The following is a 14,958-nucleotide window of genomic DNA, read 5'->3' on the forward strand; positions in this document are numbered from 1 at the left end:
TAAGATGAGTTAGTAAGTCCCATAGTTTTTTATTTCAGCTTTTTTATGGTTCCCACTGTCAGAATGCATTAAAATCCCTCAGTTCCTCAAAATAACGTGTTTAAATCTCCAGCCCGTCAACAGATCCTTTCTATTTTTGAATTTACCTGATTTTATTTCCATTCCATCAAGATCTGCGCACAACCTGTATACTCATCAATCTCTTCACCAGTCGCCACAAACCCACACTTTTCATAAAAGTGAAAGGCACTCTCGTTTTCTCTGTAAACTTTGAGAGAGAGCCTCCCTTTCAGGGTTTTTGCATATTCTAAAAGAGCTCTGCCAATTCCTCGACCCTGCATTTCCGGCGCAACGAAAAGGGCGCAGACATGTTTCCCAACAAGGGAGATGAATCCTGAAATCTGCCCTTCTTCCTCAAAAACAAAGTTTTCGGCGAGTGGAAGGTACTCCTCCTTCATTGCGTTCTTTTGCGAAGCCCAGAACGAGGCAGGGATAAAGAAATGTGCAATAACTGAGGCTTCGTACCAGATCTTTACCATCTCTTCAAGATCTGTTTTCCTGTAGCTTCTAATCAATTCATCAACTTTCCTTTATATTTTGGAGCAATTCATCGACTTTCCTTTATATTGGTCATTCATCGATTTTTCTTATTCCATGATCAACTTAATGGTTTCCCTATAATTTCTAACATTTATGCTTTTCCCTGTAATTGAAGATTATTTTACCTGCTTTCTATTTGTTAAGGTTTCTTTTACCTATGTAAAGTTAACAAATGCTTTCATAAATCAGGTATTCTAAACTGAAAGTCCCTGAAAGTCCTTGAAAATTCCTGAAAATCCCTGAAAATTTCTGAGCGTAACAACTGTGTATAAAAAATTATAAAAAGCACAAGCTATATATATAGTAAAAGTAGTCTAAAAAATGCCAGACCGAAAGAGCCTCGGCCTGAAAAAAAGCTTTCACAAAAATAAGTCCGAATCAAAAAGAAAAAGTCGGAAAAACTTGCTATTATTTCACTCCACTGACTCGATTTGGTGGATCAAGTCACTGGTGTATTTTTCAGAGAACTCCACCTGTGGACTGAATGGCACGATCTTTACCAGCTTCCCATATCTGGAGACGTACATATCAGGCCCATGTGAAGTTTTCACTTTTCTAAAAGTATAGCCGTTCACAAAGGTCACTATTTTAACCTCCAGTAGTTACTATGTCAGGCATACTATATTAAAATTTTTTTACTTAATAATCGTTATAGATTTTAGCTTCTGCAATTGATCTTTTCTCAATTAATTGCAATTTGATGTAATTACATATTTAATTACGAAGAGAAGGTTTTCCACTTCATTATTATATAGGTCATCTTTATAACTCCTCTTCATCCTCTTTGTCTCTGCCCACGAATTATCGTGCTTTCAAGCCGATCGACTCTTCAATAGCTTATTTGCTGATTTACGGAAAGAAGCCTGGCTTCAGGGAGATTTTGAGGACTACTCATGCAGAAGGCCAGTAAAAAACAAAATCTTTTTTTTCGAATTGTGCATGTATATGGGAGATGAGTACCAATCCAACTTCGATTAAGAACGATGAAAGCGAGATCGATGAAAGCGAGATCGATGAAAGCGAGATCGATGAAAGCAAAATCGATGAAAGCAAGATCGATAAAGGCAGGGTGGTTGTTTCGTGGACCGGAGGAAAGGACGGTTGTTTCGCATGTTACAGGGCAATCTCAAAAGGTTTTGAGGTCTCCCATCTTCTGAACTTCAGGGAAATTCAGAGGCGTGGCTCCCATGACATCAGTCCTGACCTGGTTTATGCACAAGCTGAGGCGCTTGGAATTCCTCTTATCCATAAAGACTTTGTTTCATATGAACAGGAGTTCAAAAAAGTGGTCCGTAATTTAAGGGATAGCGGGGAGAAAATAGATGGGGCTGTTTTTGGGCATATTGACACACACAAAAACCTTGTAGACAGGATCTGTGGGGAACTGGGCCTCGAGTTAATAATGCCTCTCTGGCAGAGGAATTCCGAACAGATCATAAATGACCTCATAGATTCTGGGTTTGAGGCGATCTTGCTCAGCGTCAAAGCCGATTTGCTAGGGAAAGAGTGGCTGGGCCGAAAGATCAATGAAAATTTCATACGCGACCTGAAAAATCACAATCCTTCAATCGATCCGTGTGGTGAAAACGGGGAGTTCCATACTTTTGTTACCGACGGCCCGTTGTTCAAAAACAAAATAAAGGTCATGGAGAGTGAAATGGTCTTAAGAGGAGGCTATTGGTTCCTGGAGATCTCAAAGTTCAATGTCGAGAAAAAATAAGCCTGTACATCAGATTTTCAAAACCTGCATATTTGGCTTCATCTTTAATCATGCCTATTTTACTTCGGAACCTATCTTTTTTGTTCGTATTACATATGCCCTCAACCGCAAAAATATAACTAATCTAAGGAAACCGATAGTTGGTTGTGTCTTCAAGTTATTAAACTGAAACTCTAATCATTAATAATTTCTTTAAACCCCATATTTAAAGCGGTGGCGTGAACAGATCCATGCAAGCAACGAAGTGCGCCAGTACAACTCCTTATATGTTATCTGGATTTTGTCTTCAAGAGTATATTTTGGTGAACGGGAAAAGCAATTTGGGTCAAAAGTAGTTCTGAGCAAAGGAAAGTTGGGACCAAAGAAAGGCTAGGACCAAAAATAGTCCAGACTCAAAAGTCCAGACTCAAAAGTCCAGACTCAAAAGTCCAGACTCAAAAATAGTCCAGACTCAAAAATAGTCTAGAACCAAAAATAGTCTAGAACCAAAAATAGTCTAGAACCAAAAATAGTCCAGAATCAAAAATTTAAGGAATAGAAACAGTTAGAAGCCGGTGCTAGTTACCTGAATTTTTCTATTATTTTCAGCAGTTCGTCTTCATTCTTTGCAAGGGAGACTATAGCCATTTCTACCATAAGGTTAACAATCCCGTCGGAGAGAGAACGAAAGTCGGTTCGAACCCCGATAACAGGCTTTTCCTTTGCATAAGCGTAGCCTATCTCCCAGGCAGTTCCTGAATCTACATCCACACCATCAAGGACTGCAACTACAATGTCAGAACCGTCTACACCTTCTACACATTTATTGAAAATACATTCTTGGTTCAGTTTTTCGCGTTCGTCTATGGTATCCTCTGCGTCTTCCTGGGGCAAAAAAACCGAAAAGCCTTTACTGAGAAGCAAATCTCTCAATCTACGGTTATATTCGAGTTCTGCATGACTGAAGAGGGGGCCTGCAAGATAGATTTTCTTCTTCTTGTTCATGATTTTTTTCTTCCTGAAACTTTAAGGGGTATATAGCAAATTTTCCTATATAGTAAAAGATTCTCCAAAGATAAAATCATTTACCTGTGAACTATCTGTGAACTTTCTGTTTCCGGCGCTAAGTGCCTTAGCAATTCTCATCTGGAATATATTTATATATTAAAAAATTTAAGTCTTACTGATTTAAAATTATATGAATCGTTCTCTATAGAATAATGAAAGAAAACCTTCACAATTTAATTTACTGACAAATTTGGGGAGTTTCCTTTATAAGACTTCCTTATGATTAAGCAGCTTCTAGCTAGATGCTCTGAGCCGCGGAAAGTAAACTTCTGGTCCTTTACGAAAGTAAGCAATCAGCAGTAGGTTTGGACTCAAGGCAGAAGCTTTCAGGAAAAATTCTCAATTATCAAGTAGATTTCCTTTGAGATCTGTTTATGAACAAGCATATCTAACTCAACATATCTAACTCAACATATCTAACTCAACATATCTACTAACTCACTTTCTAATTCGATTTCGAGAGATCATATCTAATTCCCTTTATTATTCAATTATGAACAGAATATCTACTGATATCGATTACAAGCTGATATATACTTTGAAAAACTGTATTTAAGAAGAAAAAGGTATGGCTCTGCAGCCGGAGCCAGCTTTTCGAGCAGATCTCGTAACATCAATTAATAATAGAAACAGATTTTATATTTGTTTTTTCCAATAACAAATTTAATTATCTTGTATTAGTATTACACAGGCAGTGACACTTATGATTAAGGCTGGAATAATAGGAGCTTCGGGATATACGGGAGGAGAACTCCTGCGCTTGCTCGTTAACCACCCAAATGTTAAGCTGGAGCTGGCAACTTCCCGAAGTCTTGCAGGGAAGCCCGTAACGAGCACTCATAAGCATCTTGAAGGTTTTCTCGACCTCAATTATGAAAATCCTGATTCTGAAGATATCAGGGAGCGTTGTGACGTAGTCTTTCTTGCAGTACCTCACGGATCTGCCATGAACTATGTACCTGAACTGCTTGATGGCAACACTAAGGTTGTTGACCTTAGCGCAGACTATAGGCTTGAAACCTCGGAATTTGAGAAAATCTACGGGATAAAGCATAGTGACCCAAGGAATGCTGTTTACGGGCTTGTAGAGCTCCACCCCGAAGTTGCAAAAGAGAATTTCGTGGCAAATCCAGGATGTTTTCCTACAGGTTCAATCCTTGCAGCAGCACCACTTGCAGCAGCTGGACTTCTCGATATTGCGGTTTTTGATTCCAAGACAGGAATCTCAGGAGCAGGGATCTCGCCCACTCAAAACTCACATTATCCAAACCTGGCGGAAAATATCATCCCATACAAACTTACAGCTCACAGGCATAAGGCTGAAATTGTCCAGGAACTGACAGGGCTTGAAGGAAAGCTTAGGAACATCAATTTCACTCCCCACGTAATTCCATCTATCAGGGGGATCTTTACAACTGCTCACCTCTTTACAAAGGAACCTCTCTCCGCGGACGACTTAAAGACGATTTACGAGGAATTTTACAGGGACAGGCCGTTTATAAGGTTCCCTTCAGGAGTTCCCTCCCTAACCGCAGTCAGAGGTTCTAACTTCTGCGATATAAGCTTTGAAGCTGATAAAGAAAATAACAGGGTTGTTGTCCTCTCGGCAATCGATAACCTGGTCAAAGGCGCATCAGGGCAGGCTATTCAGAATATGAACCTTATGTTCGGGCTGGACGAGAAATCTGGGCTCTGGATGCCTGCTGCGGCTCCGTAAGCATAGCCAAAGCAAGAAAATATAACTGGTGACGGATTAAATTAAAGAATAAAATTTGTCTCAAGGGGTATAGTCAGATGAAGGTAAAAGATGTCATGAACCCGAACGTTGTTTTCTGTAAGCCTGATGATACAGTCCGGGAAGCGGCAAGAATCCTGAAGGAAAACGATATAAGTGGAGCACCTGTCCTTGAAGGTGAGGAGCTTGTGGGAATCATAAGCGAAGCGGACTTGTTAAAACTGCTGATACTCCCCGAAAAGGGGGAACTCTGGCTTCCAAGCCCCTTTGAGGTTATAGAGGTTCCTATCAGGGAACTCCTTGGCTGGGAGGAAACAAAGAATATGCTCTCTGATGTGGGTTCCACAAAGATAGAAGAGATTATGATAAGGGATGTGCACACGATCTCTTCCGAGGCATCTATTGAAGAGGCATCCGAGCATATGATAAGGCACAGGATCAACAGGCTTCCTGTAACTGAAGACAACCGCGTGGTGGGGATCATTACTCGCGGTGATATTATCAAAGGTCTTGCAAAGCTCTGAGGAAAAAGGAGAGTCTTTCATGAAGGAAATCGAAGGTGGAATCTGTGCAGTAAAGGGCGTATCTGCAAACGGGATTAAAGCCGGAAAACTGGGATTGACTGTTATTCTTGCAGAGGGGCCGGCAGCAGGCGTTTTTACAAAAAATAAGGTCACGGCAGCTCCGGTTACTCTTAGTAAGGGAGTAATTGATACTCATCACCGTCTTTCGGGATTAATTGTAAATAGCGGAAACGCTAATGCCTTTACAGGTGATGACGGCTTTCTGGATGCTATGGAGATGGCATCCGTACTTGCCCAGAATCTTGGTCTTGAAGCTGACACGGTTGCAGTTGCCTCGACAGGAGTAATTGGCAGAAGGCTTGATGTCTCCTTAATCACGGAACATCTTCCTGAAGTTCTCAATGGGCTGGGCAGTTCTCCTGAGTGCAGTCGTGAAGCTGCAAAAGCAATGATGACCACGGATAGAGTCATAAAAGAAGTAGCTATTGAGATGGACTGCGGGATCAGGATCGGAGCAATTGCCAAAGGTTCGGGGATGATCGAGCCCAATATGGGAACTATGCTCTGTTTTGCATATACCGATGCGAAAGTGCCTGCCGACGTACTGGATGCTGCTCTCAGAATAGCAGTGGATAAAACTTTCAATATGGTTGTGGTGGATGGGGACACAAGCACAAACGACATGGTACTCCTTACTTCCACCTGCAAGTCTGGAGTCAAGCCCTGTATGGATTGTCTGGATGACTTTGAGGAGGGGCTGATTTATGTCTTCACCGAGCTTGCAAAGAAAATGGCAAAAGACGGAGAAGGAGCTACAAAACTTATTGAAGCTAGGGTAGTGGGCGCAAAAACACATGAGGACGCTAAATTTGCTGCAAAGGCAATTGTACGTTCTCCTCTGGTTAAGTCAGCAATTTTTGGAAAGGACCCAAACTGGGGAAGGGTTGTAGCCGCCGCAGGCTATTCAGGTGCCGAACTTGAACAGGAACTGCTTTCCCTTTCTTTCTCAGGAGGAGGAGAAGTGGTTGAACTTGTAAATTCCGGCGAGATTTCCAGTTCTTCGGATCTCAAACTTTTGAAAAAAATAATGGCAAATGAAGAAATTGTCATTACCCTTGATCTCAATCTGGGAGAGGAACAGGCAACAGCCTGGGGTTGCGACCTGACCTATGACTATGTCAGGATTAACGCCGAATATACTACCTGATGGTGAAACATAGTTTAATGCAGTGTTGGATACTTAATACAATATTGAACACAGCTTAAAGCCAGTATATTACTTATTGCAATACAGGACTGAAAAAACAGGACTGAAAAAACCAGCTTGAAAAAGTAAGACTGAAAATACAGGACTGACTGAATGAAAATACAGGACTGACTACAGAATTGATGTACAGGCTGAAAAACAGGTAACAGGAAATAAAATATGTAACTCGGATTAATTCGAAATTTAAGCAAAATTACTTCGGGAAAAATCCTGGTTTCTCCTAATTCCTGAAAATTATTTCAGGTTTATATCTATATTTCCAGGGGGTTTGTTAAGTGGATATACAAGAATGGGAACAACGCTACAAAGATGCTGTTTACAATGTCAAAAAAGCACTTCCTTATCTGGATGGTATGTTTGTAGCTTACAACAGTAATATTGATGCTATCAAACACCTTACAGACAAAGAACTGTCCATGCTTATGGGGCTTTTTAACGAAGCTGACGTTCAGGCAAGAGTTGAAACATACCCGAGAGAAATAAAAGAGCCTCTGGATTTCATGGCTCGCCTGCTGATTTCCATGCGAGAAGGAAAAGCTGCTGAAATTCCTACCCATACCTCAGATATTCATGAATGGCTGAAAGATAATCTGGGTTTTGACTATGCACGCATGGGCGGCCAGGCAGGAATAATTTCTAATCTTCTCTCTCGTCTAGAAATAAAAAAAGTCATAGCATATATCCCCTGGCTTTCTGAAGAACAGGCAGAATATTTTGTGGCTTCTGACAATCTTCTGCACCCTAAGGTAGAAGATGGAAAGGTTGTACTTAAACCCCCACTGGAAGCCTTCAAACCCGGAATAGAATCAAAAGTCAACTGGATCTTTGAGTATTCCAAAGGCATGGACGTAACCTGCGGTGGAAGCAAATTCCAGATTCCGAGAGATAACCGTCTTATAATTTCCTCCCGCCCGAAATGGATCCGCCTTGACATGGACAGGGAAATCTATGAGCACCTTGACTCACTTTTTCCGATTGACGGGGCAATGCTTTCAGGTTATCAGATGATAAAAGAGCAATACGAGGATGGGTCTACGTATAAGGACTACGTTTTGCATTCCGTGAAAGCTATTGAGAAACTCAAGGCTTTAAATCCTGAACTCCGCGTTCATGTAGAACTTACATCTATTCAGAACCGGGTAATAAGAAAGGCTATCCTGACTGAGATTGTCGCCAAAAATGTTCATTCCCTAGGTCTTGATACTGTGGAAGTGGCAAATGCTCTGAACGTCCTGGGGCATGAAGAACTCTCTTATTCCGTGATAAGAAAAGAAGAGAATGGGATTACCTCGCTTTACCATGGAGCTGTTCAGCTTTTAAAGGACCTGTCACTTGAAAGAGTCCATGTGCATTCTCTTGGCTTTTACATCTGTATCCTTGCAAAAGGCCATCCTCTTACACTTAAAGAACATAGGGATGCCCTGCTCTTTTCCTCAACTCTTGCCGGTGCCAAAGCCCTTAAAGGAAAAATTGAGAACCTTGAGGACGTAGAAGCAGGGTTGGAGGTCCCGGTTTCTAGTAAAGGCCTGGAAGACTTGGAGAACTTCAAGGTTTACTGTGTAGGGAAGAAACTCTGTACCCCTGAGGAGTTCGAATACGGATACCTCTATGGGCCTGATCATGATGCAGTTTTAATTCCTTCCAAGGTAGTAGATAAGCCCAGAGCAACAGTCGGGATAGGCGATGCGATCTCGGCAGGAGCTTTTGCAGCCATGCTTGCAAGAATAAAGCAGGAACAGGCATGAAAATAAATTCTCTTTGACTTATCCGATATCCGAAGTACTTATCCGATATCCGAAGTCGTACATTTATCTTCTATTCATTTTCTTTCCATTCATTTGCCTTCCATTTGCCTCCAATAAGCTTATCGTTCGTACCGTTCGCCTTCCATTTGCTTTCCATTTGCTTCCACTCGCCTCCTATTTCACGGATACAGGAACTGATTAGATGAATATACTTTGCGGATATAATGTCAATATAGATTCGGTGTACCGAATTAGTGGAGCCGAGATTTCGGAACTGCTGGAAACTTTCGAAGAGGCTGAAATTCTTGACAAAATCGAGAACCCCCCCGGAAAAATCTTTTCGGAATCGGATTTTGTAGCAGGGCTTGCCTACTGTATGAAATACGGATGTGGAGCCGAGTGGCTTGTTTTTGATCAGTCCGTTTTCGAGTTTCTTAATAGCCGCTATTTTGAGAAATCCCTTGTAAGAATGGGCGGAAATGCAGGAATAATGGCAAATGCTCTTTCCCAGTTGGGAGCTTCCAGGGTAATACCGAATGTTGCAGTGCCCTCTAAAACACAGCTTTCTCTCTTCTCAAAAAAAGCGATCTATTTTCCGGAACCCTCCATGCAGATAACGGAAAACGAGAGGAAAAGTCCTGAAGAAAATAAAGGTGCTTTTTCCAGCAGCCAGGAACCCATACATTTCGTCTTTGATTTCTCCGAGGGGGAGATATTTTCCCTTTATGGGACAGAGGTTCGGGTCCCGAGGGAAAATCGCTTCATAGCTACCTGCGATCATTTGAATCTCAGGCTTTTTGTCAACCCTGCTTTTGAGCAATATGCTCTCCAACACGCCTGCGAGCTTGATGGAGTACTTATATCGGGTTTTCATCTCCTGCTTGAGAACTATCCCGATGGCCGTACTTATAAGACAATTCTTGATGATACTTTCTCTCAGCTAAAAAGCTGGAAAACCAGAAACAATAAGCTTCAGATTCATCTGGAATTCGGACATTTTGCAAGTAAAGAAATTGCAAATTTTGTCTTTCTGAAGTTTGCAAAACTTTCAGATAGCCTTGGAATGAATGAAGACGAGCTTGCAGTGTTTTCTAATTTACATGGCGTCTCTGGAGAAAGACTTCAGCGTATGGAGGCAGATGCTATATCCAGTGCGGCTTTCAGGTTGGCATCAGGGCACGGGCTTAAGAAGCTCATAATCCATACCAGGGAATTTGTGCTGGCTGTGTTTAAAACTGATTGTGAGTTTAATTCCAGAGCAGTTTCTGAATTTGAAATGGATGAATCAGAAAGTTCAATTTTGCAGAGGGCAGCCCGAGAAAAGCTTGAAGCCCTGGAATTTGGAGTCAGGTGTGCAGGCGTGTATGCAGCTTCAGGCAGGCTTGAAGGACGGGAATTTGTGGAAGAGGAAGCTTCGAAACTTCAGGAGAGTCCATTTGGAAGAGAACAGATTGCAGCTTTCGTTAAGGCTTTTAATGGAAATATTCTTGAGCAGGGGGCTTATACTTTGAAGGGGAACTATATTATTTGCATGTTGCCTACAATGCTTTCCAGATCTCCAGTAACCACGGTAGGGCTGGGAGATACGTTAACAGCAGGGACTTTTCTCAGGGGGCTTGAGTTGAACGTACAGGCTTAAACCCGAACTTTTTGACCTCAATTATACGCTTGACTGCGGACAGGTCTTCCGATGGGAACGAGAAGGAGACTGGTGGACAGGCGTTGTTGGAGACCAGGTTATTCGGCTTTCGCAGGATCACGGGCAATTGATTGTTGATTCTAAACTCTCGCCTGAGGTTCTTACTCGTTATTTCCGCCTGAACGACAACCTGCCTTCTATTTACGAAAGCATAAACCGGGATCTGCTGATCGACAGAGCAATCCGCAAATATCGGGGCCTGCGGCTGATCAGGCAGGACCCCTGGGAATGCCTTATTTCATATATGCTCTCTACAGCCTCAAGCATTCCCACAATCCAAAAACGAATCTGCTTGCTCAGCCGGTCTTTCGGTCAAGAAATCGAGCCAGGATATTTCAGCTTTCCTGACCCTGAAACTCTTGCAAATGTCGATCCCTCCGAGCTTGACAAATGTAAGCTGGGCTTCAGGACCCAGAATATAATAGCCGCAGCCGAAGAAGTTGCGTCGGGCGAGCTGGACCTTGACGTGCTTTTCCGCCTGGAGTACAGGTATGCGCGGGAACGCCTTATGAGGCTCAGGGGCATAGGGGAAAAAGTTGCTGACTGCGTGCTTCTTTTCGCTTTTGATAAAATGGAAGCTTTTCCAGTTGATACCCACATCAGGCAGATCATCCAGCATTACCATATAGATGACAGTTACTTTGAAACCTGCAAAAACATGAGCTGTATGGGGGACTGGGGAAGGGAATATTTTGGACACTACTGCGGGTATGCCCAGGAGTATTTGTATTATCAGAAAAGGATGGAAGGGTTTGTAAGTCTTTATTGAGTTTCGTAGAAGAATTCTTCCTCAAATTTGAAGAGGATAGAGTTCCATCTAATTATTTACTCTTTTTAAAACGCAAAACTAAGTTCTTTAATTCATCAATCTTGTCAGCCACAAGCTTTGGAACATCTGTTTCCATTTCGTAAGAGACAAGTGATGGAATTATTGGAATGGCAACCTTCAGTTTTTGAGTTGTACTCAAGGGAGAATACAGTTCGTAGAGCACTTCATCAATCTTTACTTTCATTTCAGGTATATCATTTTTAATCTCTTCCAGATTTTGTTGAATAGTATCCAGATATTCCTGTGGATTTTGCAGTTCATCTACTGATTCTATTAATCTGTCAACTGAAATATGTAAATATTTGATTTCGTTTGAAATAGAAGTTGTTTCTTCTTTGATCGTTTTGATATCTTTTACTACCTGATCTGGCATCGAGCTAAATATTGGTATTAGTCCTACAAGTCTCGAAACTATCTCATATTGTTTTGCAAGATCATTTACATTTCGTATTTCTTCGATTTCTTCAAATATATGTTCGTAGCCTGGTATATGCGGCATTCTCATTCTGAAAGTTTCGATCAAACCTTCAATATTTTGTGTCATTTCTTCCTGACTACCAATTTCCCATTTCTGAACTTCTTTACTGACAGCACATGCAATTTCTTCTGCATCCGTATCTTTCGATTCCTTGCACGCGATTTTTGCTTTCTCTTGGATTTCTTCAAGAAGCTCTTTTAGGTGTCTATCTAGGATAGGCAACCCTTTTCTCAGAGTTATTGTTGCAAAAGGTGCTGTCTCTTCAGTATCTCTCATTAATTCTGCTGCACGATCACAATATTTTCTATAAAAATTGAGCTCGCACTTTGTTGCCTCTAAGTCTATGTTTTCCAGATTCTGGATCTCTTTTAATGCATTTGCAAGATTTTCAACAGCTTCTAAAAGCAATTTCTTGCTCTTTGAACCTTTAATTGCATTTTTAGCATCTTCAATATCTCTATCTACATACCCGTCTATTTTTCTCTTTAATTCATGTTTTCCGAAAACAATAGAATAGAATGAACGATAAAATGGGAGACAAAAATGTGATGGTCTATATAATCCATATTCAGGCTCCGCTTTTTCAAAAAACTTAATAGCTGTTTCTAGTTCTCTTCTGTAATCATCTTCTTTGGCTTGGGATGCTTTGAATATGGAAACTTTTCCAAGGGAATAATTTGCGGATTCTCTTGTTATTTTATCGCTATCCTTACTGAGTATAATTAAGTCGTTCCATGCCTTTTGTTTGTTTGGAATATGAGGAAATACAAAGCCAAGGGAATAGGCAACATTACTTCGCACATTACACTCTTCATCATTGGTTAGCCTATGTAAATCATTCGATGCCTGTTCTTTATCCGGAATATAGGCAAACGCAGAACCTAAGGATGAAGCGACACCAGCTCGAATATTGCTGTTTTCATCATTGGTGAGTTTGTGTAAGTCGTTCCATACTTGGTTTTTATCAGGAATACAAAAAAATACAGAACCGAGAACATCAACGATGCCCTTTCGCACACCACTATCTTGATTCTTGGTTAGCTCATGTAGATCATTCCATACTTTTTGTTTATCTGATACATAAGGAAAGGCATAGCCAAGAGCATAGGTTGCAGTCCTTCGAACATCACTATCTTTATCGTTTGTAAGTTCAATTAAATTGTTCCAAACCTCTTCTTTGTGTGGTAGATAAGAACCAACAAAACCAAGGGTAGAGGCTCCAGTCTGTCTCACACGCCAATCTGCATTATTTGTTAGTCCTATTAAATCGTTCCATGCCTTCTCTTTATCCGGAACATATAAAAAAGAAAAGCTAAGTGTAGAAGCTACAGCTTTTCTTACATATCCATCTACATCATTTGTTAGTCCTATTAAATCGTTCCACGCCTTTTCTTTATTAGGTACATATGAAAAAGATAATCTAAGGGTAGAGACTAAAGCTCTTCTTACATGTCCGTCTACATCATTTGTTAGTCCTATTAAATCGTTCCAAGATTGTTCTTTATTTGAAGTATTAGGTAAAGAAGAGCTAAGGGCAGAAGCTGCATAGTGTCTCACATAATCGTCTTCATCATTGGCAAGTTCAATCAAATCATTCCATGCTCTTTCTTTATTTGACATCTCAGAATACGCAGAGCTAATGGCAAAGATTGCATCGCGCCTTACGTATCTCTTATTACTATCATCACGGGCAAGATTGTACAAATCATTCCATGCCTGTTGTTTATCTACCAGTGATGAAAAATTATCTCTTAACTTATGCAATGCCTTGATATGTTCCTCTGGATTTTTGCTAAGGCATTGCTTGTGAATCTTCTCTTGATCTATCAACTGCCCAACACCATAAGTTTCAATAAAACTTCAAGCTTAAAACGATTTCTTTTTGATTTTTGGGATTGAAGATTCGCTAAAAAAGATTTTTGCAGAAAAAATCTGCTTTGCATAAACTCAGTTAATTGAGCTCAACTTAGTTTCCATAAAGAATTTATGTCCATTCCCTCAAAAAAACCCTGAAACCCTGATATTCCAACCCGCAAATCCCTTCATCCTCTATAACCTCAAAGCCCTCATTCACACTCCAATGCACCCATTTCCCAAAGGAACACTCATAATCCGGTCTTTGAGAAGCCCTCTTACTGTCGGTGATTTGCTCCAGATTCCAAAAACGTATTTTCCGTTTTCGTATAACCTTCTAAACCTCAAATACTTCTCATTCCTTTCAAGCTTCACTTTGGGATTGGTTTAAGTACTTTTTCACCAGTTCCGTGTCTTTCAGTAACTTAAAACTCACAAATCCTCCGGCAATAATATTCGTATAAAATGTAAAAGCTCTCCATGCTGCCACTGTAATTCCGAGAATATTTGCCGGCACAAAGATTGAAAAGAGGGAAATCGCGGCAAGTTCCGCTATCCCACTTGAACCTGGGGTTAAAGGCATAACTAGAATAATCATGAGTAAAACCTGTACTGCAAAAGAAATGAGTATTGAAGGAGACTGATTAAGACCCATAAGAGTTATCGGAAGCGAGGAAAACTCTGCTATCCAGTATATGACTGTGTATATCAGCCCGGAATACAGGCCTTTACGCCCGTCTGTCAGAAAGATATTCATGCTTGAATGAAATTCGTCAATTTCCCTGTCAATCGACCCTGATAATCTCTGCAGTTTGTATCCTATTTTCTTACCACTAAAACGTCCAATCCATTTCATAAGGCAATTTATGACGAGCTTAATAAAACGAGGTTTCATGGGTGCATATATCAGGAGGGCAAAGACAATTATTGAAAGGAGTTCTCCTAATATAATCAACGTATCCATTCTGGGATCTGACAGTACACCACGGAGAAAATATAGCGAAAAAGGTACGGCTAACAGGATCAACAGAGCGTCCAGTACGCGTTCTCCCAGGACAACTGCAGTAGCCTGTCCAACCGGCATTTTTTTCTGTCTCAGAAGATGAATTCTCAAAGGTTCTCCACCTATTGAAGAGGGCGTAAGCGCTGCAACAAAAGTGCTGGAAATTACCATTTCTATAGAGGTTTTAAAATCTATTTTATGCCCCAGTGCAGATGCCATTGACCTTATGCGCAGTCCCCAGATAACGAAAGAAAATAGATGGATAACAAGTGCAGCTATTACATATTCAGGCTTGATATCCCTAACAACTTCAATTGTTGTCTTATCAAGAGTAAAGATGAGAACAAACACTATTGAAATTATACTGATCAAAATTGAGCTTGTTATCCACTTTGTGTAATTTCTCATGAAAACACAATCCGTTAGACCTTATTCAGAATTATTCAACTGCAATAGT

General features: G+C 40.8%; 10 protein-coding genes and 1 pseudogene. 7 read left to right on the forward strand and 4 right to left on the reverse strand.

Translation table 11 applies throughout. The features are described 5' to 3' along the window. Window positions 1-152 precede the first annotated feature (152 nt). Window positions 153-575: an N-acetyltransferase gene (locus tag A9239_RS01135; RefSeq protein ID WP_048121044.1), complete on the reverse strand. Its 423-nt coding sequence runs from the start codon at window positions 573-575 to the stop codon at window positions 153-155. 977 nt (window positions 576-1,552) lie between these two features. Between A9239_RS01135 and A9239_RS01140 the strand changes: the two genes are divergently transcribed. After that, window positions 1,553-2,320, forward strand: a complete 768-nt coding sequence (locus A9239_RS01140; RefSeq protein WP_176722079.1) for a diphthine--ammonia ligase — start codon at window positions 1,553-1,555, stop codon at window positions 2,318-2,320. Window positions 2,321-2,881: 561 nt separating this feature from the next. Here the strand turns inward: A9239_RS01140 and A9239_RS01145 are convergent. Next, a complete protein-coding gene (locus A9239_RS01145) occupies window positions 2,882-3,304 on the reverse strand; it encodes a nucleoside 2-deoxyribosyltransferase (RefSeq protein ID WP_048121043.1) in 423 nt (140 codons plus the stop codon). A 766-nt stretch (window positions 3,305-4,070) separates the two neighbouring features. Here A9239_RS01145 and argC point away from each other — a divergent pair. The 6 genes and pseudogenes from argC to A9239_RS01175 all read left to right on the forward strand — a co-directional run. Then, window positions 4,071-5,084, forward strand: coding sequence for an N-acetyl-gamma-glutamyl-phosphate reductase (argC, locus tag A9239_RS01150; protein WP_048121042.1), 1,014 nt, complete (start codon window positions 4,071-4,073; stop codon window positions 5,082-5,084). 77 nt (window positions 5,085-5,161) lie between these two features. Beyond that, window positions 5,162-5,626 (forward strand): CBS domain-containing protein, encoded by a 465-nt coding sequence (locus tag A9239_RS01155; RefSeq protein WP_048121041.1) that lies wholly within the window; start codon window positions 5,162-5,164, stop codon window positions 5,624-5,626. A gap of 19 nt (window positions 5,627-5,645) precedes the next feature. After that, complete coding sequence (argJ, locus tag A9239_RS01160) at window positions 5,646-6,833, forward strand: bifunctional ornithine acetyltransferase/N-acetylglutamate synthase (protein ID WP_048121040.1); 1,188 nt, start codon at window positions 5,646-5,648, stop codon at window positions 6,831-6,833. Window positions 6,834-7,168: 335 nt separating this feature from the next. After that, window positions 7,169-8,638: an ADP-specific phosphofructokinase gene (gene pfkC, locus A9239_RS01165; RefSeq protein WP_048155968.1), complete on the forward strand. Its 1,470-nt coding sequence runs from the start codon at window positions 7,169-7,171 to the stop codon at window positions 8,636-8,638. 202 nt (window positions 8,639-8,840) lie between these two features. Then, on the forward strand, window positions 8,841-10,277 hold the full coding sequence (locus tag A9239_RS01170) for an ADP-dependent glucokinase/phosphofructokinase (protein ID WP_048155965.1): 1,437 nt from the start codon (window positions 8,841-8,843) through the stop codon (window positions 10,275-10,277). Beyond that, a pseudogene (locus A9239_RS01175) lies at window positions 10,267-11,106 on the forward strand (DNA-3-methyladenine glycosylase family protein); the annotation flags it as partial. The gene A9239_RS01170 and the pseudogene A9239_RS01175, both read left to right, overlap by 11 nt. 52 nt (window positions 11,107-11,158) lie before the next feature. Here A9239_RS01175 and A9239_RS01180 read toward each other — a convergent pair. Next, window positions 11,159-13,474 (reverse strand): HEAT repeat domain-containing protein, encoded by a 2,316-nt coding sequence (locus tag A9239_RS01180; protein ID WP_052712895.1) that lies wholly within the window; start codon window positions 13,472-13,474, stop codon window positions 11,159-11,161. Between the two features lie 388 nt (window positions 13,475-13,862). Continuing rightward, window positions 13,863-14,873: a flippase-like domain-containing protein gene (locus A9239_RS01185; RefSeq protein ID WP_230668881.1), complete on the reverse strand. Its 1,011-nt coding sequence runs from the start codon at window positions 14,871-14,873 to the stop codon at window positions 13,863-13,865. Between the last annotated feature and the right edge of the window lie 85 nt (window positions 14,874-14,958).

It is taken from the genome of Methanosarcina sp. A14, assembly GCF_001729375.1.
Lineage (GTDB): Archaea > Halobacteriota > Methanosarcinia > Methanosarcinales > Methanosarcinaceae > Methanosarcina > Methanosarcina barkeri.

Bases quoted from the DNA above. Each gene is read 5' to 3' on its own strand.
- A9239_RS01140 (WP_176722079.1), top strand. From the start codon at position 1,553: ATGAGTACCAATCCAACTTCGATTAAGAACGATGAAAGCGAGATCGAT.
- A9239_RS01145 (WP_048121043.1), bottom strand. From the start codon at position 3,304: ATGAACAAGAAGAAGAAAATCTATCTTGCAGGCCCCCTCTTCAGTCAT.
- argC (WP_048121042.1), top strand. From the start codon at position 4,071: ATGATTAAGGCTGGAATAATAGGAGCTTCGGGATATACGGGAGGAGAA.
- A9239_RS01155 (WP_048121041.1), top strand. From the start codon at position 5,162: ATGAAGGTAAAAGATGTCATGAACCCGAACGTTGTTTTCTGTAAGCCT.
- argJ (WP_048121040.1), top strand. From the start codon at position 5,646: ATGAAGGAAATCGAAGGTGGAATCTGTGCAGTAAAGGGCGTATCTGCA.
- A9239_RS01170 (WP_048155965.1), top strand. From the start codon at position 8,841: ATGAATATACTTTGCGGATATAATGTCAATATAGATTCGGTGTACCGA.